The sequence below is a fragment of the Ensifer sp. ENS08 genome (assembly GCF_014852195.1).
In the GTDB taxonomy this organism is placed as follows: Bacteria; Pseudomonadota; Alphaproteobacteria; order Rhizobiales; family Rhizobiaceae; genus Ensifer; species Ensifer adhaerens.
On sequence record NZ_JACVBF010000007.1, the window covers coordinates 124,415 to 144,370 of the forward strand.

Here is a 19,956-nt window from a genome sequence, read left to right on the forward strand (position 1 = left end):
TATCCCGGCTGAGGGACTTCAGCGCCGGAAGACAGCCATGAACAAGTTTGACCGCCCGGGTTCGTTCGATCCCGAAGCGCTTCGCAAGAAGATTTCGGAAATCCGCGCCCGCGCGCCCGGCGAAATGCCGGGCGAAACAACGACCACGGATCTCAATCCGCTGGCGCGGCAGATCGCCGAGCAGTTCAGCGCCGATACCTATTCGCCTGCGATGATCATGGGGCTGATGCGCCTGTTCGAATTCAGCGCGCTCTTTACGATCGGCTATGCCATCAACGCGCTCTATGTCCAGCCGGGCTTCGAACAACTGCCGCTGTACCTGGCAATTCTCGTCGGTGGTTCCGCATTGGCGGTCGCCGCCATGCAGATCGCCGACACCTATCAGATCCCGGCGCTGCGCGCCTGGCTGCGGGTGATCCCGCGCATCCTCGCCTCCTGGGCCATCGCGTTTGGCGGCATCGCCATCGCGCTGTTCTTTCTGAAATCCGGTCACCAGTATTCGCGCGTCTGGTTCGGCGGCTGGTTCATCGGCGGCGCAATCTTTCTGATCGCGGAGCGCGCCTTCATCGCCTATTCCATTCGCCATTGGGCCCGGAACGGTACGATGGAACGCCGCGCGGTCGTCGTCGGCGGCGGCCAGCCGGCCAAGGACCTGATCCGCACGCTCGAGGACCAGCCCGACAACGACATCCGCATCTGCGGTATTTTCGACGACCGCGACGAGCGCCGCTCGCCCAATGTGATCGCCGGCTACCCGAAGCTCGGGACGGTCGACGAACTGGTGGAATTCGCCCGCCTGGCGCGCATCGACATGCTGATCATCTCGCTGCCGCTGACGGCGGAGAAGCGCATTCTCCAGCTTCTGAAGAAGCTCTGGATCCTGCCGGTCGACATCCGGCTCGCCGCCCACGCCAACAACCTGCGGTTCCGCCCGCGCAGCTACTCCCATGTCGGCGATGTCCCCATGCTCGACATCTTCGACAAGCCGATCGCCGATTGGGACTCGGTCGCCAAGCGCGGCTTCGACATCTTCTTCAGCCTGGTCGCCCTCGTGCTTCTGTGGCCGATCATGCTCGGCGCGGCGATCGCCGTCAAAGCGACGTCCCCGGGCCCGATCATCTTCAAGCAGAAGCGGCACGGCTTCAACAACGAGACCATCGAGGTCTACAAGTTCCGCTCGATGTATACGCATATGAGCGACCCGACGGCCCGCAACGCCGTGACCAAGCGCGACCCGCGCGTCACCCCCGTCGGCCGTTTCATCCGCAAGTCCTCGATCGACGAGCTGCCGCAGATCTTCAACGTGCTGAAGGGCGAGCTGTCGCTCGTTGGGCCGCGGCCGCACGCCGTGCTCGCCCAGACCCAGAACCGAACCTATTCCGACGTCGTCGAAGGCTATTTCGCCCGCCACCGCGTCAAGCCCGGCGTCACCGGCTGGGCGCAGATCAACGGCTGGCGCGGCGAGATCGACAATGACGACAAGATCCGCCTGCGCACCGCCTTCGACCTGCACTACATCGAAAACTGGTCGTTGCTCTTCGATCTCAAGATCCTGTTCCTGACGCCGTTCCGGCTTCTCAATACCGAGAACGCCTATTGAGCACCGTCGATTCAGGTCGGCTCCCGATCGCTCGCCCCCAGCTCGCGGCGCTCTCGCTGCTTGGCTCCGGGCTCGTCGCCTTTGCCGTGTTTCTCTCCGGTTTCGTCATTTTCGAGCCGGCGCCCTATGAGCTGTTCCTGGTCGCGCTCATCGGCCTTTGGGCGCTCGTGGGCCTCAAGATCTCGCGCAGCGTCGCCCCGCTGCTGACGCTTCTGACCCTGTTCATGGTTGGCGGCATCCTGTCCCTGACGGTCATGACCGACCTGACGAAGGGGCCGATGTACATGGCGGTCTCTGGCTTCCTCGCGCTCTCCTCGGTCTTCTTCGCAGCCATCATCGAGGATCGCCACGAACGCCTGCGGCTGATCTTCAATGCCTGGACGGCGGCAGCCATCATCACCGCCCTGCTCGGCATCCTCGGCTATTTCGGCGCCGTGCCGGGCGCGGAAAGCTTCACGCTCTATGGCCGCGCCAAGGGCGCGTTCCAGGATCCGAACGTGTTTGGCCCGTTCCTCTCGGTGCCGGCCATGTACCTCATCCACGGCATCCTCACGCAGCCCATCCAGAAAGCCCCCCCGAAGATCGCCGCGCTGATGGTGCTGGCGCTTGGCGTCTTTCTTTCGTTCTCCCGCGCAGCCTGGGCCCTCAACCTCTTCTGTGTCGTCGCCTTCGTCTTCGTCATGCTGCTCAAGGAGCGAAACGGCCTCTTCCGCCTGCGGATTCTGGTGTTGGCTCTCGTCGGCGGAATCATGGTCGTCGGCGCGCTCCTCGTGGCATTGCAGTCCGAGCAGGTCGCGACACTCTTTTCCAGCCGCTCGCAGCTGGTGCAGGATTATGACGGAGGCCACCTCGGCCGCTTCGATCGCCATCGCCTCGGCTTCCTGATGTCGATGGAAAAGCCGCTCGGCATCGGCCCGATGGTCTTCAGCACGATCTTCCCGGAGGATGAGCACAACGTCTGGCTGAAGTCGCTGACGTCCTACGGCTGGCTCGGCTTTGTCAGTTACGTGACGCTGATCGTCTGGACGCTCTCGCTCGGCTTTCGCTTTCTGCTGCTCAACCGCCCATGGCAGACCTATCTGATGATTGCCTGGGTCGCCGTCCTCGGCCATGTCGGGGTCGGCAATGTCATCGACACGGACCATTGGCGCCACTTCTATCTGCTCATCGGAATCATCTGGGGATGCGCCGCCCTTGAATATCGCCATCGCCGGCAGGCGCGCGCCGGCCGGAGCTCCTGACCATGGAACATGTGGTTCCGCGCCGGTCGCCGGCCCCTCCCCTCAAGCTCCTGCAGGTGCTGGAGCCGAGTGGCGGCGGCTCGGGCCGGCACTTTCTCGATCTGTGCCGCGGCATGCACAAGCGCGGGCATCACGTCGAGGCCGTCTATTCGCCGGTGCGCGCCGAGGAAGGTTTCGTTCGTGAACTGAAGGCAATCGGCCTGCCGGCCGTACACGCCGTCAACATGAAGCGCGCACCCGGACCGTCTGACTTCGGCCGCTTTCTCGAACTCCGGCGCATCATGCGGGCCAGCAGTTTCGACATCATCCATGGCCACAGTTCCAAGGCCGGTGCGCTGACACGCCTGCGGCTGCCTGGCTCTCATGTTCCGCGGATCTACACGCCCCACGCTTTTCGCACGCTGGACCCGACGCTCGGCCGTGGTGGACGGCTGATCTACGGCACGATCGAATGGGCGCTGGCCCGTTTCTTTACCGATCACCTGATCTGCGTCTCCGACGACGAGTTCCACCATGCGCTCTCGCTGCATATGCCCGAGAAGCGCATGTCGGTGATCGTCAACGGCGTGGCACCGCCCTCATGCGAAATGGCGCAGACGCTGCGCGCCAGCTTCGGTATCGCGCCCGATGCCTTCGTCTTCGGCTTCGTTGGACGACTTTCTGCCCAGAAGGCGCCGGAACGGCTGATCGCAGCGTTCAAGAGTGTTGCCGCTTCCGTCAGAAACAGCCACCTGGTCATGGTCGGCAGTGGCGAGCTCGAAGGTGACCTTCGCAAGGCGATCGCCGAAAGCGGACTGCAGAACCGCATGCATTTGACCTCCGCCTTCACCGGCCCGCAAGCCGTTCCCGCCTTCGACCTCCTGGTGATGCCAAGCCGCTACGAGGCCATGTCCTATGTGATGCTCGAAGGGGCCGCCGCCGGCAAGGCGATCATCGCAACCGACATCGGTGGCGCACGCACGGTGATCGAGGACGATCGGAACGGTTATATCCTGCCCAATAGCGACGACACGTCCGCGCTCACCAAGACCATGATCCAGGCGGCGGAGCCCGAAACCTTCAAGGCCCTGTCGGCTAGCGCCGAAAACCTGAAGGACCGCTTTACGCTCGCCGTCATGCTCGATCGCACAGAGGCCCTCTACCAGAAGGCGGCCTCAAAGCGGCAGACGGTCGACCTGCTCCAGTCAACCAGGTAGCGCAGAAAGAACGGCGTGATTGCCGCTCTGTATTCTCGGGAAACAGAAAAAGAGGCCCTGCTGAAGGACCTCTTTTGCTGCGGTCGCAGGAACGCTTAAGGCGTCGACCCTTCTGCGCCCGAACCGCCACCGGTATCGGGATTTGAACTCGGCGCCCCGGTATCACCGTTGGCGTTTGCGGTGCCGGTATCAGGGTTGGAGCTCGGAGCACCGGTGTCCGGGTTGGAACTCGCTGTACCCGTATCGCCCGGCGAGCCGGTGGGCTGGCCCGGAACGAGGATGACGGCGTCGTCTGCACGGGCAGTGCCGGACGCCGAGATGAGCGGCATTGCCGTCAGGGCCGAAAGCCCGAGCAACGACGCGGCAAAAATCTTCGAAAACGTCTTCATTACATTTCCTCCTTTGGCAGACAGACACCCGCCATGAGGCCATTCCATCACTTTCGCGAGGACGGCGATCGACCCCAGCCGCGTGGACCATCGCACCGGAACGAGGCATTTTAGCGATTTCCGATGGGCGATAAATTTTGTCAGGCGCAAGCGACAAAACCGCATCCGATCTCGGAGCAGACACGGTGGGCCAAAGCAAAACAAATCAGCAGGCGTTTGAGATTTTTGCCGGGGCAATGGGTGCCCGAATGCGCGATTTTACGCGTGGAACTGCTGGCTACCGCCAGCCGCCAATTGCGGTAGCGCTGCTGTATGACTGAAATCAAAGAGGAAAATGGTCGGAGCGGCGGGATTCGAACCCACGACCCCTTGACCCCCAGTCAAGTGCGCTACCGGGCTGCGCTACGCTCCGAACCGAGGAAACCCCTATATAACCAACGCTTAGAGCGCAAGCGGGAAAATGCGGCCTGGATCGAAAAAGGAACAAACGGCGTGGAAAAGTATGCTTGGGAACTGAAAGTCCGACGGGACTTCCGCAAACTCACAGCATGGCGTCGCACCTGTGATGCGACCGTGGAGCGCCACTGGGTGTCTGCAAGTTCCGATGCTGCTTGACGAGGAACTCACCGCCCGGCCGTCCGTCTACCGAACCTTCACCAAAACGAGATCCCGTCGCTCGAAACTTGCTGCCTAACGCAACGTGAGCTTGCCATCATGGATGAATTGAGGGACAGTTTGATACTGGCCCTTGAGGCCTGGAGCGTCTCCCCTTCTAGGAGAAAACCATGCCTCTTAAGTCCCTTATGGCCCTCACCGCGCTTGCGCTTCTCACGCTCTCCGGCTGTGCGACCTCCGGTTCGACCAACACGACCTATGCGCAGTGGACCGGCCCCTACCCGGAGCCCGACGTCTCCGCGGCGAGCCCCGGCGGCTTCCGGATCTCCTACTGACGCTTTTCAATGCTTGCTGGAATAGTCGCGCGGGCGCCCTGCGGACGGACGCGCATATGCCCCCCGTCGGCGGGCACCCCGCCGACGGCACCATCTTGGCAATCGTGTAAAAGGTGTCTGTGGAGGCAACCGCATTCGGCAGACGTTCGGCCGTGCGGAACCGGTCTTGATAATCGCCTGAAATGGCTTTCTCAGCGCACCTGATCGAGAAGCCGCTTGCATTCCAGGAGGTCGTAGAGCGCCTCCTGAAGCAGGGCGCGATCTTCCTTGCCAACGGACGAGGATTTTCCGAGCGAGATCTCCGGCACGTCGTCGCTGTTGCCGCCGAAGGAGAAGAAACGGCGGCTCGCCGGCGCCTTGGCGCGGCCGACGATCTGATCCTCCTCGGAAAGACCAGCCTTCGGCGGTGCCGGCTCCTCGTTGCTGGAGGCTGCCAGCGCCTCGACGGTCGCGAGATCGCCGCTTGCAATCGCCGCGACGAACTTGTTGCCGTTGGTCTTCAGGAGCTTCTGCACGCCCTTGATCGTATAGCCGTGATCATAGAGCAGATGCCGGATACCCTTCAGAAGGTCGACATCCTCCGGCCGGTAGTACCGCCGGCCGCCGCCGCGCTTCATCGGCTTGATTTGCTGGAAGCGGGTTTCCCAGAAACGCAGGACATGCTGCGGCAGATCGAGATCGTCAGCGACCTCGCTGATGGTGCGAAAAGCGTCCGGGCTCTTTTCCATATCGTTCCCAATCCATGCCGTGCGACTCAGGCTCGAAAGCCATAGTGAGCCGATACCGCGCCAATGATGGCACGAATCGGCTCCATTTCAACGGCTTATGGATGGGTTTTCAACCACATTTGTGGCTGTCGTCAGGCGTTCACGAAACGGGAGATACCGGTTTCTGCTTGGCCCTGCGGCCCAGATGCGCCTTCAGGACGCGCTGCTTCAAGACATTCGACGCCTTGAAGGTCATCACGCGCCGGGGCGAAATCGGCACTTCCTCGCCGGTTTTCGGGTTTCGCCCGATGCGTTCGTTCTTGTCGCGGACCTGGAAGGTCGCGAAAGAGGACAGCTTCACACTCTCGCCACGCACGATTGCGTTGCATATTTCGTCAATGACGGTTTCCACCAATTCGGCAGACTCTGTCCTCGACAGACCCACCTTGCGAAAAACCGACTCAGCCAAGTCCGCCCGTGTTACTGTTTTTCCGCTCATCTTCCCCCACCAACGTCTGGTACGCCGATCAGCGTCCGAAGACTATTGCCCTTGCCTTTTGCGGTCAAGCGTCTGTTGCTTAAGCAATTTCTTTACCAGCGGAGAAGCACGGAGCCCCAGGTGAAGCCGCCGCCCATGGCCTCGAGCAGGACGAGGTCGCCCTTCTTGATCCGGCCGTCGCCCGCCGCCGCATTCAACGCCAGCGGAATGGAGGCTGCGGAGGTGTTGCCATGGAGATCGACCGTGACCACAACCTTATCGAGAGGGATGCCGAGCTTCTTGGCGGAGCCGTCGATGATGCGCCGGTTGGCCTGGTGCGGCACCAGCCAATCCAGATCTTCGGCCGTCGTCCCGGTCGCCTCGAAGGCAGCCTCGATCACATCGGTGATCATGCCGACCGCGTGCTTGAAGACTTCGCGGCCTTCCATCTTCAGATGGCCGACCGTCCCCGTGGTCGAAGGGCCGCCATCCACATAGAGCTTGTCGCGATGTGCGCCGTCGGAGCGAAGCTTCGCCGTCAGCACGCCCCGGTCGGCAATGGTGCCCTCGCCTTCCTGGGCTTCCAGGATGATGGCGCCGGCGCCGTCACCGAAGAGCACGCAGGTCGTGCGGTCGTTCCAGTCGAGGATACGCGAGAAGGTCTCCGAGCCGATCACCAGCACGCGCTTGGCAAGCCCACCGCGGATATAGGCATCCGCCGTGGTAACCGCGTAGACGAAGCCCGAGCAGACCGCCTGCATGTCGAAGGCCGCGCCATGGCGCATGCCGAGGCGGTCCTGGATGTTGACAGCCGTTGCCGGAAACGTGTTGTCGGGAGTGGAGGTCGCCAGGATGATCAGGTCGATATCATCAGGGGTAAGCCCCGCATTGGCGAGCGCAGCACGCGCGGCACCTTCGCCGAGCGAAGCCGTGGTTTCGCCCTCGCCGGCGATATAGCGCTGCCGGATGCCGGTGCGCTGCACGATCCACTCATCGGACGTATCGACCTTGGATTCCAGCTCCTGATTGGTGACCACGCGCTTCGGCAAAGCTGCGCCGAAACCGCGAACGACGGAACGGATCATCTATTCAAACCTCATCATTCATGCCGGCGGAAAGGGCCTTGGGCGGTTCGCCGCCATGGTACTTCGCCAGATCGAGCTCGATCTTCGACTTCAGGCCATTCTTCACCATGTCGTAGCCGACATCGATCGCGGCTGCAAAACCCTCGGCATCTGCACCACCATGGCTCTTGATCACGACGCCATTGAGGCCGAGGAACACGCCGCCATTGACCTTCCTCGGGTCCATCTTCTCCCGCAGGCGGTCGAATGCGCCCTTGGCCAGGATGTAGCCGATCTTGGCAAGAAGCGTGCGCGACATCGCCGCGCGCAGATATTCGGCGATCTGGCGCGCGGTGCCTTCGGCGGCCTTGAGTGCGATGTTGCCGGAAAAACCTTCCGTGACGACGACGTCGACGGTCCCGCGACCGATGTCGTCACCCTCGACGAAGCCGTAATAGTCGAAGCCGTCGATGTTGGCTTCACGGATCAGGCGGCCGGCTTCCTTGACCTCTTCCTGTCCCTTGATTTCCTCGACGCCGACATTCAGCAGCCCGACCATCGGCCGCTCGATCTCGAACAGCGCCCGTGCCATGGCGCCGCCCATCAGCGCGAAATCCATCAATTGCTGCGCGTCCGCGCCGATCGTCGCGCCGACATCGAGCACGATGCTCTCGCCTTTCAGCGTCGGCCAGATGGCGGCGATCGCCGGCCGTTGAATTCCCTGCATGGTGCGCAGACAGAAGACCGACATGGCCATCAGCGCGCCGGTATTGCCGGCGGAAACGACGACATCTGCCTCGCCGGCATTGATCGCGTCGATCGCTTTCCACATGCTTGACTTGCCGCGGCCGCGGCGAAGCGCCTGGCTCGGCTTCTCGTCCATGGCGACTGCAATCTCGCAGTCGTAAAAGGTGCTGTTGGCCTTCAGCTTCGGATGTTTTTCAAGGAGGCCCGCGCACTGCGCTTCGATGCCGAACAAAACGAACTTGATGTCCGGATGACGTTCAAGCGCCCTTGCGGCGCCGGGGATGACGACTTCAGGACCATAGTCGCCCCCCATCACGTCAAGTGAAATTCTGACCACGCGTGTCTTATCCTTCATTTCTGCCACACAACACGTGCCGCCGCGGCGTACTCAACGGAAACGCATTGACGAAACATATTGCTTCTGACGCTTGAGCCAAGCACGCGGCAGATCGCTTTAGCGGCTCTTCTGGCCGGTTTGGGGCCAAAATACTGCTTTTCCTTTGCGTGACAACCGAATTGTAGATGACGCTTTCGCGACCTCAGTCCTTTTTCCAGTCCTTCAGGACCGCAAAGGGGTTCGGCTTCTTGTCATCGGCAGATGTGCTCTCGATGCGCTCGCCGAACGTCACGCCGGGCTTACGGGGATAAGGCTCGATCGCGAGTGCAACCTGCTCGCTGACGACGACGCCGGCGTCGATGGTGTCGCCGATAAAGGTATCGGGAATATCGGGGCCGTCAGGGTCGAGAATCATCTCGCCACCGTCATTGCTCGCCTGGCGGGCAAGCCGCGAGCCCTCGGGCACGAAGATCGCTTCGACAGGTTCGTCGATATCGGCTTCGACCGGCTCAAGAGTGACGACACAGCTCTGCACGACGCGGGCCCTGACGTCGCCCTTGATCTTCACGCCATCCTTCTTCCAGCGCGCGATCTGCAGGTCGGCTTCGAGCGACAGAACCTCGTTAATGTTCCAAAGCGCGGCAAGCGCCTTGCGCTCGCGCTCGTTGGCGGAGAGATGCACGCTGACCGCGTTCGCCGAAATGTGCCCTACTTTCACCGGATAAGAAAAGGCCGCCTGACTTTCGTCTTTCATGATTGGATCCTTCCTCGCGCGGGCTACCTGGCACCCATCGCGAACGCAGCCGCCAACCGGCTGCCGGTGGCGACGCTCTTGTTTTCTATTACGCCCCAGCCGGCGGAATGTGCAACTGGCCGATTTCGACGGCGTCTTCCGCGACATCGACGAGCTGGGCCTCAACCGCCAGCAGATAGCCAGCGAGCGCAACCATCGAAGGCGCCGCGTCGCCGCCATCAGGGTGGAAGTTGCGCCTGAGCGCTGCCGCCAGGGCCTCGACGTCCCTTGCTTCCAGCGCCGCCGCATAGGATTCGAGTCGACCGTAATACATGCCGGCCAACTTCTTCATCTTCTTCGGCACGCCGGCGTCGCCGACACCGAGCTCGCGGATCGAGTGATCCACATCCTCGAAGAAGGCATCGATGATCTCCTGGGCGATTTCCTGGCCAGGCCTTGCCGAAGCACGTGTGCGGCGGAAATAGAGGATCAGCGTCGCCGACAGCATCTCGAACCGGCCCATGACCGTGTCCGGAACATCGAGGTCGGTGTAAAGGTAGGGCTGGCGTGCCGCCGCCGTCAGCAATGCATATTGCCGCTCGACAATCGCGGTGTTGCCACTTTTTCTTTTAAACAGTCCAAAAATCATCACAAAGCTCGGGCTTGGCTTTCTCGAAATGCGCGCAAGCGCCCATGACGTTGTTGCATGACAGCCGAAGCTGGTTTACCGAAGCAGGCACGAATTGCAATGGCGGATCTGCCATCGTTTCTCCAAGGGGAGCTGTCGTTGACGAAGCGGTATTTGAGAAAAAACTTTAAGACCCTCGGCCGCGTGGCGGTCGTAGCCACCATCGCCGGTTTTACCCTTTCCGCCTGCCAGTCCGCCAATGTCGGTGAAGTTCTCCATCAGGGCTATGTGGTTGATCAGGAAACGCTAAACCTCGTTCCGGTCGGTTCCAGCCGCGAGCAGGTGCTGCTCTCGCTCGGCACGCCGTCGACGACCGCGACCTTCGACAACGAAGTGTTCTACTACATCTCGCAGACGCGCAAGCGCCCTGTCGCCTTCATGAAGCCCAAGCTGATCGACCAATCGATCCTGGCCGTCTATTTCGACAAGGAAGGCACCGTCAGCCAGCTGGCTCACTATACGCTGAAGGACGGCAAGGTCTTCGACATGCTGACACGCACGACGCCGACAGGTGGCAAGGAAACGAGCTTCCTCGGCCAGTTGCTGACAGGCCCCGGCGCCGGTCAGGCCGCGGCGCGCAGCCTGTTCAAGGATTTCGGCAACTAATCCTCCCCATTCCAAACAAAGGCCCGCGGAACGATGTTCCGCGGGCCTTTGTTTGCGCATCGATGCGATCAGGCGAGGACGGCCAGAAGCAAGAGCGCCACGATGTTGGTGATCTTGATCGCCGGGTTCACGGCCGGCCCGGCCGTGTCCTTATAGGGGTCGCCGACGGTGTCGCCGGTTACCGACGCCTTGTGGGCGTCGGAGCCCTTCAGATGGCGTTCGCCGTTCTTGTCGACAAACCCGTCCTCGAAGCTCTTCTTGGCGTTGTCCCAGGCACCGCCGCCCGAGGTCATCGAGATCGCCACGAAGAGGCCGTTGACGATGACACCGAGCAGAGAGGCACCGAGAGCCGCGAAAGCCGAAGCCTTCGAGCCCGAGAGCAGCAGCACGCCGAAATAGACGACAATCGGCGCCAGCACCGGGAGCAGCGAAGGAATGACCATTTCGCGGATCGCCGCTTTTGTCAGAAGGTCGACGGCGCGGCCATAGTCCGGCCGTTCGGTCCCCTGCATGATGCCGGGCTTCTCGCGGAACTGGCGGCGAACCTCCTCGACGATCGACCCGGCCGCACGGCCGACCGCAGTCATCGCGATACCGCCGAAGAGGTAGGGAATGAGGCCGCCGAAGATCAAACCCGCGACCACATAGGGGTTGGAGAGATCGAAGGAGATCTGCCCGACATCGGCGAAGTACGGATACTTGTCGCCATTGGCGGCAAAGTAGCTGAGGTCGTTCGAGTAGGCGGCGAAGAGCACCAGCGCGCCGAGACCGGCCGAGCCGATCGCGTAGCCCTTGGTGACGGCCTTGGTGGTGTTGCCGACGGCGTCGAGCGCGTCGGTGGATTTACGCACTTCCGGCGGCAGATGCGACATTTCCGCGATGCCGCCGGCATTGTCGGTGACCGGACCGAAGGCGTCGAGCGCCACGATCATGCCGGCAAGGCCAAGCATGGCGGTGACGGCGATGCCAGTGCCGAAGAGGCCGGCAAGCTGGTAGGTCGCGATGATGCCGCCGACGATGACGATCGCCGGCAAAGCCGTCGATTCCAGCGAGACGGCCAGGCCCTGGATCACGTTGGTGCCGTGACCGGTCACCGACGCCTGGGCGATCGAGTTGACCGGCCGCTTGTTGGTGCCGGTATAGTATTCCGTGATCACCACGATCAGGGCCGTTACGATCAGGCCGAGAATACCGCAGAGGAACAGATTCCAGCCGGTGATCTCCTTGCCGGCGACGGTGCCGATCGTGCCCCAGCCGATGGTGAAGGACGTGGCGGCGCCGAGACCGAGGATCGACAGGACACCGGTCACGATCAGGCCCCTGTAGAGCGCACCCATGATCGAGTTGTTGGACCCGAGCTTCACGAAGAAGGTGCCGACGATCGAGGTGATGATGCAAGCCGCGCAGATGGCGAGCGGATAGACCATGACGGTCGCAAGCACAGGCGTGCCGGCAAAGAAGATCGCCGCCAGAACCATGGTCGCCACGACCGAGACCGCATAGGTCTCGAACAGGTCGGCTGCCATGCCGGCGCAGTCGCCGACATTGTCGCCGACGTTGTCGGCGATGGTTGCCGGGTTGCGCGGATCATCCTCGGGAATGCCGGCTTCGACCTTGCCGACGAGGTCGCCGCCGACGTCGGCACCCTTGGTAAAGATGCCACCGCCGAGACGGGCGAATATCGAAATCAGCGATGCGCCGAAGCCGAGCGACACCAGTGCGTCGATGACTTCGCGCGAGGCGGGCTCATGACCCAGGCCGGCCGTGAGGACGACGTAGTAGACCGAGACGCCAAGGAGCGCGAGGCCGGCCACAAGAAGGCCGGTGATCGCGCCGGATTTGAATGCGATATCGAGGCCGGAGGCGAGGCTCACTGACGCCGCCTGGGCAGTGCGGACGTTTGCCCGGACCGAAACATGCATACCGATGAACCCCGCGGCGCCCGAAAGGATCGCACCGATCAGAAAGCCGAAAGCGGCGGCGGGAGAAAGAAGAACCCAAGCGGCGATGAATACGACGACGCCGACAATGGCAATGGTCTTGTATTGACGCGTGAGATAGGCCTGCGCCCCTTCACGAATGTAGCCTGCGATTTCTTGCATGCGGGCGTTCCCCTGGTCGGCGGCAAGCACCGACTGTGTTGCCCAGATGGCATAAGCCACCGCGAGCAACCCGCATGCGATAACGCCCAATAAAATGGTCATTTCGCATTACCCTCCGTTACAACCCGCGGACTCACTCCCGGCCGCAGGCCCCTCAAAACCGCGAATCACGCACCACCTCCTCAAGCAGCACCCCTCACGGCGCGGCCAGAGTGCGGTTGCAACAGGAGATCGTCAAGCCCCGAGAAACGCCACTGGCGGCGCCTCGTTCGCTTTAGATTTCAGGGGAATGGAGCGTTAGGCGGCGGGCTTGCGCGGCGCCCGCTTCAGAAGCAGCAGGAGGATAAGGCAGACGATGGTTACCGGCCACACGACCGCGTTCAGCATGTCCCAGCCATAGGCGGTGAGCACCTTGCCCGAGGCAAACGACGACAGCGCCACCGTGGTGAACAGGATGATGTCGTGGAAGGCCTGAACCTTGTCGGCCTCCTGTGGGCGATAGCTGCTGGCAACGATCGCCGTCGAGCCGATGAAGCCGAAATTCCAGCCAAGGCCGAGCAATACGAGCGCGCCCCAGAAGTTCCAGAGCTCGATACCCATATGCGCAACCGCCGCGCACGCCATCAGCAGAAGGAGGCCGCAGCCGACGATGCGCTCGGCGCCAAAGCGGCTGATGAGCATGCCGGTGACGAAGCTTGGCGCGAACATCGCCAGCACGTGCCACTGGATGCCGAGCGTGGCGAGTTCGGTCGAGAAGCCGCAGCCGATCACCATGGCGACCGGCGCCCCGGTCATCATGAAGGTCATCAGTGCGTAGCTGGAAATGCCGCAGATCATGCCGGTGGCGAAGCGTTGGCTGCGGACAATCTCGCCGAGGGGACGGACAGACTGATCGTGGTGGGCACTCACCATTGCGCCCGGCTCGGGCAGCCGCAGCGGCGCGAAAAACAGGGCTGCAACCAGGCAAATCGGCATCAGGACGACGAAAGCCCCGGCAAAGGAAACCGGCGCGAACAGGTCGCCAGCAAAAATGACGATCTGCGGACCGAGAACGGCCGAAACGATGCCGCCACCAAGGATCAGCGAGATTGCCTTGGGCTTGTAGAACGACGGCGAGGCGTCGGCGGCGGCGAACCGCAACTTCTGCGTAAAGCCGTTCGACGAGCCGAGCATCGCAAGGGCGAAGGCGAAAAGCCAGAAATTCTCGCGGAAGAGCGCGACGGCGGCGAGTGCTGCCCCGGCGGCCGCGATTGCGGTCCCGCTCATGAAGGCGAAGCGGCGGCCGATCAGGCGCGACAACACCGCAACCAGCACGACGCCGAGCGCCATGCCGACGTTAAAGGCGGTGAGCGGCGCGGTGGCCAGCGACTTGTCCTCCGCCAGCATCTGGTAGCCGGCGACACCGCCGACCGAAAAGCAGATGGGGCCGACGACGCCAAGAACGGCCTGTGCGGCTGTCAGGAGGTAAACGTTGCGGCGTGTTTCGCGAAGGGTGTTCCCCATGTCCTCAGCAGCAGCCGCAACCATCGACTTTACTTCCTCGGTTCGCCGCGGACCTGCTTGGCAATGCGGTCGAGAACGGCATTGACCAGCTTGGGCTCATCATCCGAGAAGAAAGCCTTGGCGATCTCGACATACTCCGTGACGATCACCGGAACCGGCACGTCCTTGCGCTCGAGCATCTCGAATGTGCCCGCGCGCAAGATGGCACGCACGGTGGAATCGAGGCGCGACAGAGCCCAGTCGTCCTGGAGGGCCGAGCCGATCAGCGGATCAAGCTTGCGCTGGTCGCGCACGACACCGGCGACAATCGACCGGAACCAGGAGGCGTCAGCCTTCAGGTAGGTGTCGCCGTCGACATCCTGTCCGAGGCGATGCGCTTCGTATTCAGCAACCACCTCGAGGACACCGGTGCCGCCGATGTCCATCTGATAGAGCGCCTGCACCGCAGCGAGGCGTGCTGCGCCGCGCTGGTTGACCTGCTTCAGCGGTTGATCCGAGGGGGTTTTCGTCACTTTTCCGTGCCCAATTTCTTCTTAAGTTCAATCATGGTCAGTGCCGCACGCGCAGCAAAGCCACCCTTGTCGCCTTCCGACCGGCGGGCGCGCGCCCAGGCCTGGTCGTCGTTCTCCACCGTCAGGATACCATTGCCGATCGCAAGGCTCTCGCTGACGGCGAGGTCCATGATCGCGCGCGAAGACTCGTTCGCGACGATGTCAAAATGGTAGGTTTCGCCGCGAATGACCATGCCAAGGGCCACGAAACCATCATATTCGGTGCCGCCCTCGTCGGCGCCGTCGAGTGCCATGGCAATCGCCGGCGGGATTTCGAGCGCACCCGGAACCGTCACGATATCATAGGTGGCCCCGGCTGCGTCCAGCGCATGCTTGGCGCCGTCGAGCAATGCATCGGCCATATCGTCATAGAAACGCGCTTCCACAATCAGGATGTGGGCTGCCGTGGTCTCTGCCATGGATCACCTGTCTTTGAGAGTTCCGCGCCGGATGCGACCGGCTGAGGCGGCGGTAAAACCACGCCCAGCGCCGAATGGCAAGCAAATTCCGCCGCAGACGGCCTTTTGCCGCGTTTACAGGGCCGCAACATGCGGCCGTTGCCGCTGCAAAATGCCAATGCCGTGGGTCTTGCGCGGCCGCGTTGCTGGCTCCAAGTTCGAAGCCGTCGATATCAAGCTGGATTTTTCGTATGCCCGAAATCGGTTCGACCAACATCGTCCTGCCCATGAAACCTCTTGGCGTCGTCTTCGACATGGACGGATTGCTCTTCGACACCGAAGCGCTCTACCGCGACGCGATGATCCAGACAGCGGCAGCGCTCGGTCACAACATGCCTGTCTCCCTTTATCTCGATACGATCGGGCTTTCGGCCGAGGCGACACGCATGTTGCTTCGCGGTCGTTTCGGCGATGCCTTCGACCTCGCTCAGTTCTGGGAGCGTGCCTCGGCGCAATTTGCGACAATGGCGACGACCGAGCTGCGGCTGAAGCCTGGCGTCGTCGATCTCCTCGACCTGCTTGACGGCATGGGCCTGCCGTTTGCGATTGCCACCTCGTCACAACATCACGACGTCCAGCGCAATCTCGACCGGCACGGATTGCGCGATCGCTTCCCGACGGTCGTTGCCTATGGCGACTACGATCATGGCAAGCCGCACCCGGCCCCCTTCCTGACGGCTGCAAGTCGGCTCGGTATCGCGCCGCAGTATTGCCTCGCTCTCGAAGATAGCCACAACGGCGTGCGTTCGGCTTCGTCTGCCGGCATGATGACGGTCATGGTGCCCGATCTCCTGCCACCGACCGGAGAAATGAAAACCCTTTGCGTTGGGATCGCCAGGTGTCTTCACGAGGTCGCCACGGCGCTGAGCGGCAGACGAACGTGACCGCGCAGCTCGGCGTTAAACCAACGCGCGATAGCGCCCAGATGCTTTCGCCAATGGATTGCAACACTAGGATGTATTCCTGTAACCATCGTCGCTAATTTTAGCGATCGCAGGTTGACGACGGGACGAACGCGCGACACGGATAGAACGTATTAGCGTTGCCGCGACAACGGTACGCGAGGGAGGAACATGTGACCGATACTAAAAAGCCGATCGTTAATCCCAAATACCTAGAACTCGACCACTGGACGCAAGGCACCTTTTTCGAATCCCGCGACGCCGCCTTCGGCGCGCTACTCGGCCTCAAGGATCTGGGCATCGGCTACGGTGAAGTACCGCCGGGCAAGTCCGGCTGCCCGTTCCACAATCATCACGTCGAAGAAGAACTTTTCATCATCATCGAAGGCGAAGGCACGTATCGCTTCGGCAGCGAGCGGTATCCGGTCGGCCCCGGCGACATTCTGGGCGCCCCTGCGGGTGGACCGGAAACGGCCCACCACCTGATCAACACCGGCTCGGTGCCGCTCAAGTACCTTTCCATCTCGACCAAGGCGGCCACGGAAATCTGCGAGTATCCGGACTCCGGCAAATTCCTTGCCAGGACGCGTGGTTCCGATGGCCAAAGACGCTTCCTTTTCACCGGCCGTCCGGAAAGCGATGTCGACTACTGGGACGGCGAGCCCGGCGCCTGATTTCATCACAGCTTAGGATCGAATATGCATAGCGTTCCCATTATCGAGACCGACCGCCTCATCCTGCGCCCCTACCGCCGTGACGATTTCCCCGCCTATTCCGCGCTGTTCGGCGATGCCGACGTGATCCGCTATGTCGGCGGGGTGCCGTTTACGCGCGAACAGTCCTGGACGCGATTCCTGCGCCAGGTCGGCATGTGGCACTATTTCGGCTTCGGCTTCTTTGCCATCCAGGACCGGGAGACCGGGGGTTTTCTCGGCGAGGCCGGCTTCCACGACGTGCACCGCGCCATCACGCCTTCGCTCGAAGGGACGATGGAAACCGGATGGGCATTGTCACCGAAAGCGCACGGCAAGGGGCTGGCGACGGAAGCCGTCAGTGCGGCGCTCACGTGGGCCGACCACCAGTTTCCGAAGCTACGCAAGACCTGCATCATCGACGTCGGAAACCGCGCTTCGATCCGGGTCGCGGAGAAGCACGGCTTCAAGGAATTCTGGCGAACGACCTATCACGGCAACCACGTGATCATGTTCGAGCGCCACCAGAAGGCAGCAGCCGCGACAGGCGACCGAAGGGCTCGCGCGCACGCCGAAACATGAACAATTTTTAATTGTTTTCCCGATGCCAGCGCCATGGAAAGGGCCACATTCCGGCCCAGTTTCCTAGTCGTTGGCACGACGCGCCCTCCCCAAGAAGGGAGCAAACGCCGACCAATCAGTCGAAACAGTCCAGCGCCTTTGCTTGCGGGTGACAACGCCCGCAAACGAACCCTGCTGGCCGCCGCAATGGGCGATCCTCACCGGCCCGGAAACCCGCAAGGTTCCGCGTTCCCGTAACGGGTCGGCTTGCGCCTTGTTGCCGGCAAACAAAGGAGCATGACCATGAACCGCATAGCCAAGCTTTCCGTCATCGCTGCTCTCTCCGCCCTTTCCTTCGGCGGCGTCTCCTATGCTGCGAGCGCAGCCATGAACTGGCCGGCCGAAATCGACCACACCGTTCGCGATTTCAAGGGCGATCATTTCAACGTCGTCGACGTGGATACGCTGAAGGAATCGAGCCAGACGCGCATGTGGATCAACGAAGCGACGCCGCAACAGATTTCGTCCCTGCACGCGGCCGTCGAAGGCAACAAGCCGCTTGCAGCCAAGCTCAAGGCGCAGAATGTCGAGATGAACAACATTGCCGGCGCCGAACAGGCAGCCGATGGCAGCCTGACCCTCTACGTGCGTTGAGTGTCAATACCTCCCGAAACCAGAACCGCCCCCGATTGGGGGCGGTTTGCATTCGGCAAAAGAGGAAGTCGGCTTACTCCGGCTTTGGTGCCGGGAATTCGGCGAGGCGCGCCGCATAACGCGCCATGGTGTCCACCTCGAAGTTGACGAAATCGCCGGCCTTGCGCTCACCCCAGGTCGTGACCTCCAGCGAATGGCGGATCAGGAGCACGTCGAACTCGGCGCCGGCGACCTTGTTGACCGTCAGCGACGTGCCGTCGAGCGCGACCGATCCCTTCGGCGCGACGAATTTCGCCAGATGCTCAGGCGCCCGCAGACGAAAGCGCACAGCGTCGCCTTCCGCTTCCACCGACATTATTTCCGCCTTGTCGTCGACATGGCCGGAAACCAGGTGGCCGCCGAGTTCGTCGCCGATCTTCAGCGAGCGCTCGAGATTGATGCGCGTTCCCTTCGTCCAGCCGGCGATCGTCGTCAGGCGGAGCGCCTCTTCCCAGGCCTCGACCTCGAACCAGCGCTCGTTGCTGCCGGCTTCAGGCAAAGCCGTCACCGTCAGGCAGACGCCGGAATGGGCGATCGAGGCACCCATGTCGATGGTCTTCGGGTCGTAGCTCGTGGCGACACGCAGCTTGATGCCTTCTTTCAGCGGAGTGACGGCATCGACGGTGCCGATATCGGTAACAATGCCTGTGAACATCAGTTCTCTCTTTCGTATTCCTCGAACAGATCGTCGCCATACCGTGCCTCGGCGACGCGCCGGAAACCTGCCGGCACGGACTTACGGTCAAATGGGGATGCAATGCCGTTTTCGCCAATGGTCCCCGGTCCGGTGTAGAGCTGGATACGGTCGACCAGATCAGCATCGAGAAAGGCGCGTGCAGCCACAGCACCACCTTCGACCATCAGCGAGGAGATACCGCGGGAAGCGAGTGCAGCAAGAAGGTCGGCGATCGAGCCGGCTTCGAGCACCTCGACACCGGCGGCCTCCAGGGGCGCCTTGCGTGCCGCTCGGCCATCATCGATATCCGCATCGCCGGATCCGTCGCTGGAGACCACGATGACGGGGACCTCCCGCGCCGTTAACACCAGCTTGGAGGAAAGCGGCAGGTCGAGCCGGCGGTCGAGAACGATGCGCAACGGCGAGCGATGTTCGAGCCCCGGCAAGCGCACGGTCAGTTCCGGATCGTCAGCCGCAGCCGTGCCGATCCCGACCAGGATCGCGTCGGTCTCCGCGCGCAGCATCTGTACCTGCCCGCGCGAAATCGGACCGGTGATGCGCACTTGCCCCTCGCCCTTGCGGCCGATCATGCCATCGGCCGAAACCGCAAGCTTGAGAGTCACATAAGGTCTCTTGCTGACCTGGCGCATGAGGTAGGCTTCAAGCGCGTGATGCCCTTCCTCGGGGAGCACACCGATATCGACGGTGATGCCAGCATCGCGCAGGCGCACGACGCCACGCCCGGCAACCCGCACGTCCGGATCGAGGATCGAAATCACCACGCGGGATATGCCGGAGGCGACAAGCGCATCGGCGCAAGGCGGCGTCTTGCCGTGATGGGAGCAAGGCTCCAGCGTCACATAGGCCGTAGCACCCCTCGCCTTCGCACCGGCCTCCGTCAGTGCCTGGGTTTCGGCATGCGGGCGGCCGCTCCGCGCGGTTACGGCCCGGCCGACGATAACGCCGTCCTTGACGATCAGGCAGGCGACGGAGGGATTGGTGGATGTCTGTCCGAGATGGTGGCGAGCCAGCCTCAGCGCCGCGGCCATGAACCTCTCGTCTTCACGGTTGGGCGCTGTCAT

At 62.3% G+C, this 19,956-nt stretch carries 22 protein-coding genes and 1 tRNA gene; 9 read left to right on the plus strand and 14 right to left on the minus strand.

What is annotated here, in order from left to right; genetic code table 11:
• The first annotated feature begins 37 nt into the window (after window positions 1-37).
• The 3 genes from IB272_RS17615 to IB272_RS17625 are packed head-to-tail and all read left to right on the plus strand — an operon-like array spanning window position 38 to window position 4,037.
• Window positions 38-1,600 carry an undecaprenyl-phosphate glucose phosphotransferase gene (locus tag IB272_RS17615; protein WP_060522173.1) on the plus strand — a complete coding sequence of 521 codons (1,563 nt, stop codon included), beginning with the start codon at window positions 38-40 and terminating at the stop codon, window positions 1,598-1,600.
• Complete coding sequence (locus IB272_RS17620; RefSeq protein WP_060580885.1) at window positions 1,597-2,841, plus strand: O-antigen ligase family protein; 1,245 nt, start codon at window positions 1,597-1,599, stop codon at window positions 2,839-2,841. Before IB272_RS17615 ends, IB272_RS17620 begins: the two co-directional genes overlap by 4 nt.
• A 2-nt stretch (window positions 2,842-2,843) precedes the next feature.
• The gene (locus tag IB272_RS17625; protein WP_060580886.1) at window positions 2,844-4,037 is read left to right on the plus strand and encodes a glycosyltransferase; all 1,194 of its coding nucleotides are present in this window, start codon (window positions 2,844-2,846) and stop codon (window positions 4,035-4,037) included.
• A gap of 95 nt (window positions 4,038-4,132) precedes the next feature.
• Here IB272_RS17625 and IB272_RS17630 read toward each other — a convergent pair whose 3' ends face one another.
• Window positions 4,133-4,426 (minus strand): hypothetical protein, encoded by a 294-nt coding sequence (locus IB272_RS17630; RefSeq protein WP_034803714.1) that lies wholly within the window; start codon window positions 4,424-4,426, stop codon window positions 4,133-4,135.
• A 335-nt stretch (window positions 4,427-4,761) separates the two neighbouring features.
• A tRNA-Pro gene (locus tag IB272_RS17635) sits at window positions 4,762-4,838 on the minus strand.
• 373 nt (window positions 4,839-5,211) lie between these two features.
• On the opposite strand from IB272_RS17635, the gene IB272_RS17640 reads away from it, so the two are divergent.
• Window positions 5,212-5,376: a hypothetical protein gene (locus IB272_RS17640; protein ID WP_089043959.1), complete on the plus strand. Its 165-nt coding sequence runs from the start codon at window positions 5,212-5,214 to the stop codon at window positions 5,374-5,376.
• A 191-nt stretch (window positions 5,377-5,567) separates the two neighbouring features.
• Here IB272_RS17640 and IB272_RS17645 read toward each other — a convergent pair whose 3' ends face one another.
• The 6 genes from IB272_RS17645 to IB272_RS17670 form a co-directional block, all read right to left on the minus strand.
• Window positions 5,568-6,104 carry a MerR family transcriptional regulator gene (locus tag IB272_RS17645; protein WP_060580887.1) on the minus strand — a complete coding sequence of 179 codons (537 nt, stop codon included), beginning with the start codon at window positions 6,102-6,104 and terminating at the stop codon, window positions 5,568-5,570.
• Between the two features lie 139 nt (window positions 6,105-6,243).
• Entirely contained in the window at window positions 6,244-6,582 is a 339-nt protein-coding gene (locus tag IB272_RS17650; RefSeq protein WP_034803721.1) for an integration host factor subunit alpha, read from the minus strand.
• Between the two features lie 92 nt (window positions 6,583-6,674).
• Entirely contained in the window at window positions 6,675-7,646 is a 972-nt protein-coding gene (locus IB272_RS17655; RefSeq protein ID WP_034803724.1) for a beta-ketoacyl-ACP synthase III, read from the minus strand.
• Window positions 7,647-7,650: 4 nt separating this feature from the next.
• Window positions 7,651-8,709 (minus strand): phosphate acyltransferase PlsX, encoded by a 1,059-nt coding sequence (plsX, locus tag IB272_RS17660; RefSeq protein WP_034804255.1) that lies wholly within the window; start codon window positions 8,707-8,709, stop codon window positions 7,651-7,653.
• A 202-nt stretch (window positions 8,710-8,911) separates the two neighbouring features.
• A complete protein-coding gene (locus tag IB272_RS17665; RefSeq protein WP_034803727.1) occupies window positions 8,912-9,463 on the minus strand; it encodes a DUF177 domain-containing protein in 552 nt (183 codons plus the stop codon).
• Between the two features lie 88 nt (window positions 9,464-9,551).
• On the minus strand, window positions 9,552-10,091 hold the full coding sequence (locus IB272_RS17670) for a ubiquinol-cytochrome C chaperone family protein (RefSeq protein WP_034803730.1): 540 nt from the start codon (window positions 10,089-10,091) through the stop codon (window positions 9,552-9,554).
• A 138-nt stretch (window positions 10,092-10,229) separates the two neighbouring features.
• On the opposite strand from IB272_RS17670, the gene IB272_RS17675 reads away from it, so the two are divergent.
• Window positions 10,230-10,736: an outer membrane protein assembly factor BamE gene (locus IB272_RS17675; protein ID WP_034804258.1), complete on the plus strand. Its 507-nt coding sequence runs from the start codon at window positions 10,230-10,232 to the stop codon at window positions 10,734-10,736.
• Window positions 10,737-10,804: 68 nt separating this feature from the next.
• Here IB272_RS17675 and IB272_RS17680 read toward each other — a convergent pair whose 3' ends face one another.
• The 4 genes from IB272_RS17680 to ribH all read right to left on the minus strand — a co-directional run bounded on the left by IB272_RS17680 (window position 10,805) and on the right by ribH (window position 15,311).
• Window positions 10,805-12,940: a sodium-translocating pyrophosphatase gene (locus IB272_RS17680; protein WP_060522169.1), complete on the minus strand. Its 2,136-nt coding sequence runs from the start codon at window positions 12,938-12,940 to the stop codon at window positions 10,805-10,807.
• 195 nt (window positions 12,941-13,135) lie between these two features.
• Complete coding sequence (locus IB272_RS17685; RefSeq protein WP_113135675.1) at window positions 13,136-14,341, minus strand: MFS transporter; 1,206 nt, start codon at window positions 14,339-14,341, stop codon at window positions 13,136-13,138.
• A 29-nt stretch (window positions 14,342-14,370) separates the two neighbouring features.
• A complete protein-coding gene (gene nusB, locus IB272_RS17690; RefSeq protein WP_034803740.1) occupies window positions 14,371-14,853 on the minus strand; it encodes a transcription antitermination factor NusB in 483 nt (160 codons plus the stop codon).
• On the minus strand, window positions 14,850-15,311 hold the full coding sequence (gene ribH / locus IB272_RS17695) for a 6,7-dimethyl-8-ribityllumazine synthase (RefSeq protein ID WP_034803742.1): 462 nt from the start codon (window positions 15,309-15,311) through the stop codon (window positions 14,850-14,852). Before ribH ends, nusB begins: the two co-directional genes overlap by 4 nt.
• A gap of 230 nt (window positions 15,312-15,541) precedes the next feature.
• Here ribH and IB272_RS17700 point away from each other — a divergent pair, with 230 nt between their 5' ends.
• The 4 genes from IB272_RS17700 (at window position 15,542) to IB272_RS17715 (ending at window position 18,159) form a co-directional block, all read left to right on the plus strand.
• The gene (locus IB272_RS17700; protein WP_060580888.1) at window positions 15,542-16,234 is read left to right on the plus strand and encodes an HAD family phosphatase; all 693 of its coding nucleotides are present in this window, start codon (window positions 15,542-15,544) and stop codon (window positions 16,232-16,234) included.
• Between the two features lie 191 nt (window positions 16,235-16,425).
• Window positions 16,426-16,926 carry a cupin domain-containing protein gene (locus IB272_RS17705; RefSeq protein WP_060580889.1) on the plus strand — a complete coding sequence of 167 codons (501 nt, stop codon included), beginning with the start codon at window positions 16,426-16,428 and terminating at the stop codon, window positions 16,924-16,926.
• Between the two features lie 24 nt (window positions 16,927-16,950).
• A complete protein-coding gene (locus IB272_RS17710; protein ID WP_192444594.1) occupies window positions 16,951-17,526 on the plus strand; it encodes a GNAT family N-acetyltransferase in 576 nt (191 codons plus the stop codon).
• A 282-nt stretch (window positions 17,527-17,808) separates the two neighbouring features.
• Complete coding sequence (locus tag IB272_RS17715; RefSeq protein WP_034803749.1) at window positions 17,809-18,159, plus strand: hypothetical protein; 351 nt, start codon at window positions 17,809-17,811, stop codon at window positions 18,157-18,159.
• A gap of 73 nt (window positions 18,160-18,232) precedes the next feature.
• Here IB272_RS17715 and IB272_RS17720 read toward each other — a convergent pair whose 3' ends face one another.
• Complete coding sequence (locus tag IB272_RS17720; protein WP_060580891.1) at window positions 18,233-18,853, minus strand: riboflavin synthase; 621 nt, start codon at window positions 18,851-18,853, stop codon at window positions 18,233-18,235.
• Complete coding sequence (gene ribD / locus IB272_RS17725; protein WP_060580892.1) at window positions 18,853-19,956, minus strand: bifunctional diaminohydroxyphosphoribosylaminopyrimidine deaminase/5-amino-6-(5-phosphoribosylamino)uracil reductase RibD; 1,104 nt, start codon at window positions 19,954-19,956, stop codon at window positions 18,853-18,855. Before ribD ends, IB272_RS17720 begins: the two co-directional genes overlap by 1 nt.

What these genes read in the sequence shown, in the direction of transcription:
- IB272_RS17615 (WP_060522173.1), top strand. Translation starts at nt 38, where the DNA reads ATGAACAAGTTTGACCGCCCGGGTTCGTTCGATCCCGAAGCGCTTCGC.
- IB272_RS17625 (WP_060580886.1), top strand. Translation starts at nt 2,844, where the DNA reads ATGGAACATGTGGTTCCGCGCCGGTCGCCGGCCCCTCCCCTCAAGCTC.
- IB272_RS17630 (WP_034803714.1), bottom strand. Translation starts at nt 4,426, where the DNA reads ATGAAGACGTTTTCGAAGATTTTTGCCGCGTCGTTGCTCGGGCTTTCG.
- IB272_RS17640 (WP_089043959.1), top strand. Translation starts at nt 5,212, where the DNA reads ATGCCTCTTAAGTCCCTTATGGCCCTCACCGCGCTTGCGCTTCTCACG.
- IB272_RS17645 (WP_060580887.1), bottom strand. Translation starts at nt 6,104, where the DNA reads ATGGAAAAGAGCCCGGACGCTTTTCGCACCATCAGCGAGGTCGCTGAC.
- IB272_RS17650 (WP_034803721.1), bottom strand. Translation starts at nt 6,582, where the DNA reads ATGAGCGGAAAAACAGTAACACGGGCGGACTTGGCTGAGTCGGTTTTT.
- IB272_RS17655 (WP_034803724.1), bottom strand. Translation starts at nt 7,646, where the DNA reads ATGATCCGTTCCGTCGTTCGCGGTTTCGGCGCAGCTTTGCCGAAGCGC.
- IB272_RS17665 (WP_034803727.1), bottom strand. Translation starts at nt 9,463, where the DNA reads ATGAAAGACGAAAGTCAGGCGGCCTTTTCTTATCCGGTGAAAGTAGGG.
- IB272_RS17670 (WP_034803730.1), bottom strand. Translation starts at nt 10,091, where the DNA reads ATGATTTTTGGACTGTTTAAAAGAAAAAGTGGCAACACCGCGATTGTC.
- IB272_RS17680 (WP_060522169.1), bottom strand. Translation starts at nt 12,940, where the DNA reads ATGACCATTTTATTGGGCGTTATCGCATGCGGGTTGCTCGCGGTGGCT.
- IB272_RS17685 (WP_113135675.1), bottom strand. Translation starts at nt 14,341, where the DNA reads ATGGGGAACACCCTTCGCGAAACACGCCGCAACGTTTACCTCCTGACA.
- ribH (WP_034803742.1), bottom strand. Translation starts at nt 15,311, where the DNA reads ATGGCAGAGACCACGGCAGCCCACATCCTGATTGTGGAAGCGCGTTTC.
- IB272_RS17700 (WP_060580888.1), top strand. Translation starts at nt 15,542, where the DNA reads ATGCCCGAAATCGGTTCGACCAACATCGTCCTGCCCATGAAACCTCTT.
- IB272_RS17710 (WP_192444594.1), top strand. Translation starts at nt 16,951, where the DNA reads ATGCATAGCGTTCCCATTATCGAGACCGACCGCCTCATCCTGCGCCCC.
- IB272_RS17715 (WP_034803749.1), top strand. Translation starts at nt 17,809, where the DNA reads ATGAACCGCATAGCCAAGCTTTCCGTCATCGCTGCTCTCTCCGCCCTT.
- IB272_RS17720 (WP_060580891.1), bottom strand. Translation starts at nt 18,853, where the DNA reads ATGTTCACAGGCATTGTTACCGATATCGGCACCGTCGATGCCGTCACT.
- ribD (WP_060580892.1), bottom strand. Translation starts at nt 19,956, where the DNA reads ATGACAGCGCCCAACCGTGAAGACGAGAGGTTCATGGCCGCGGCGCTG.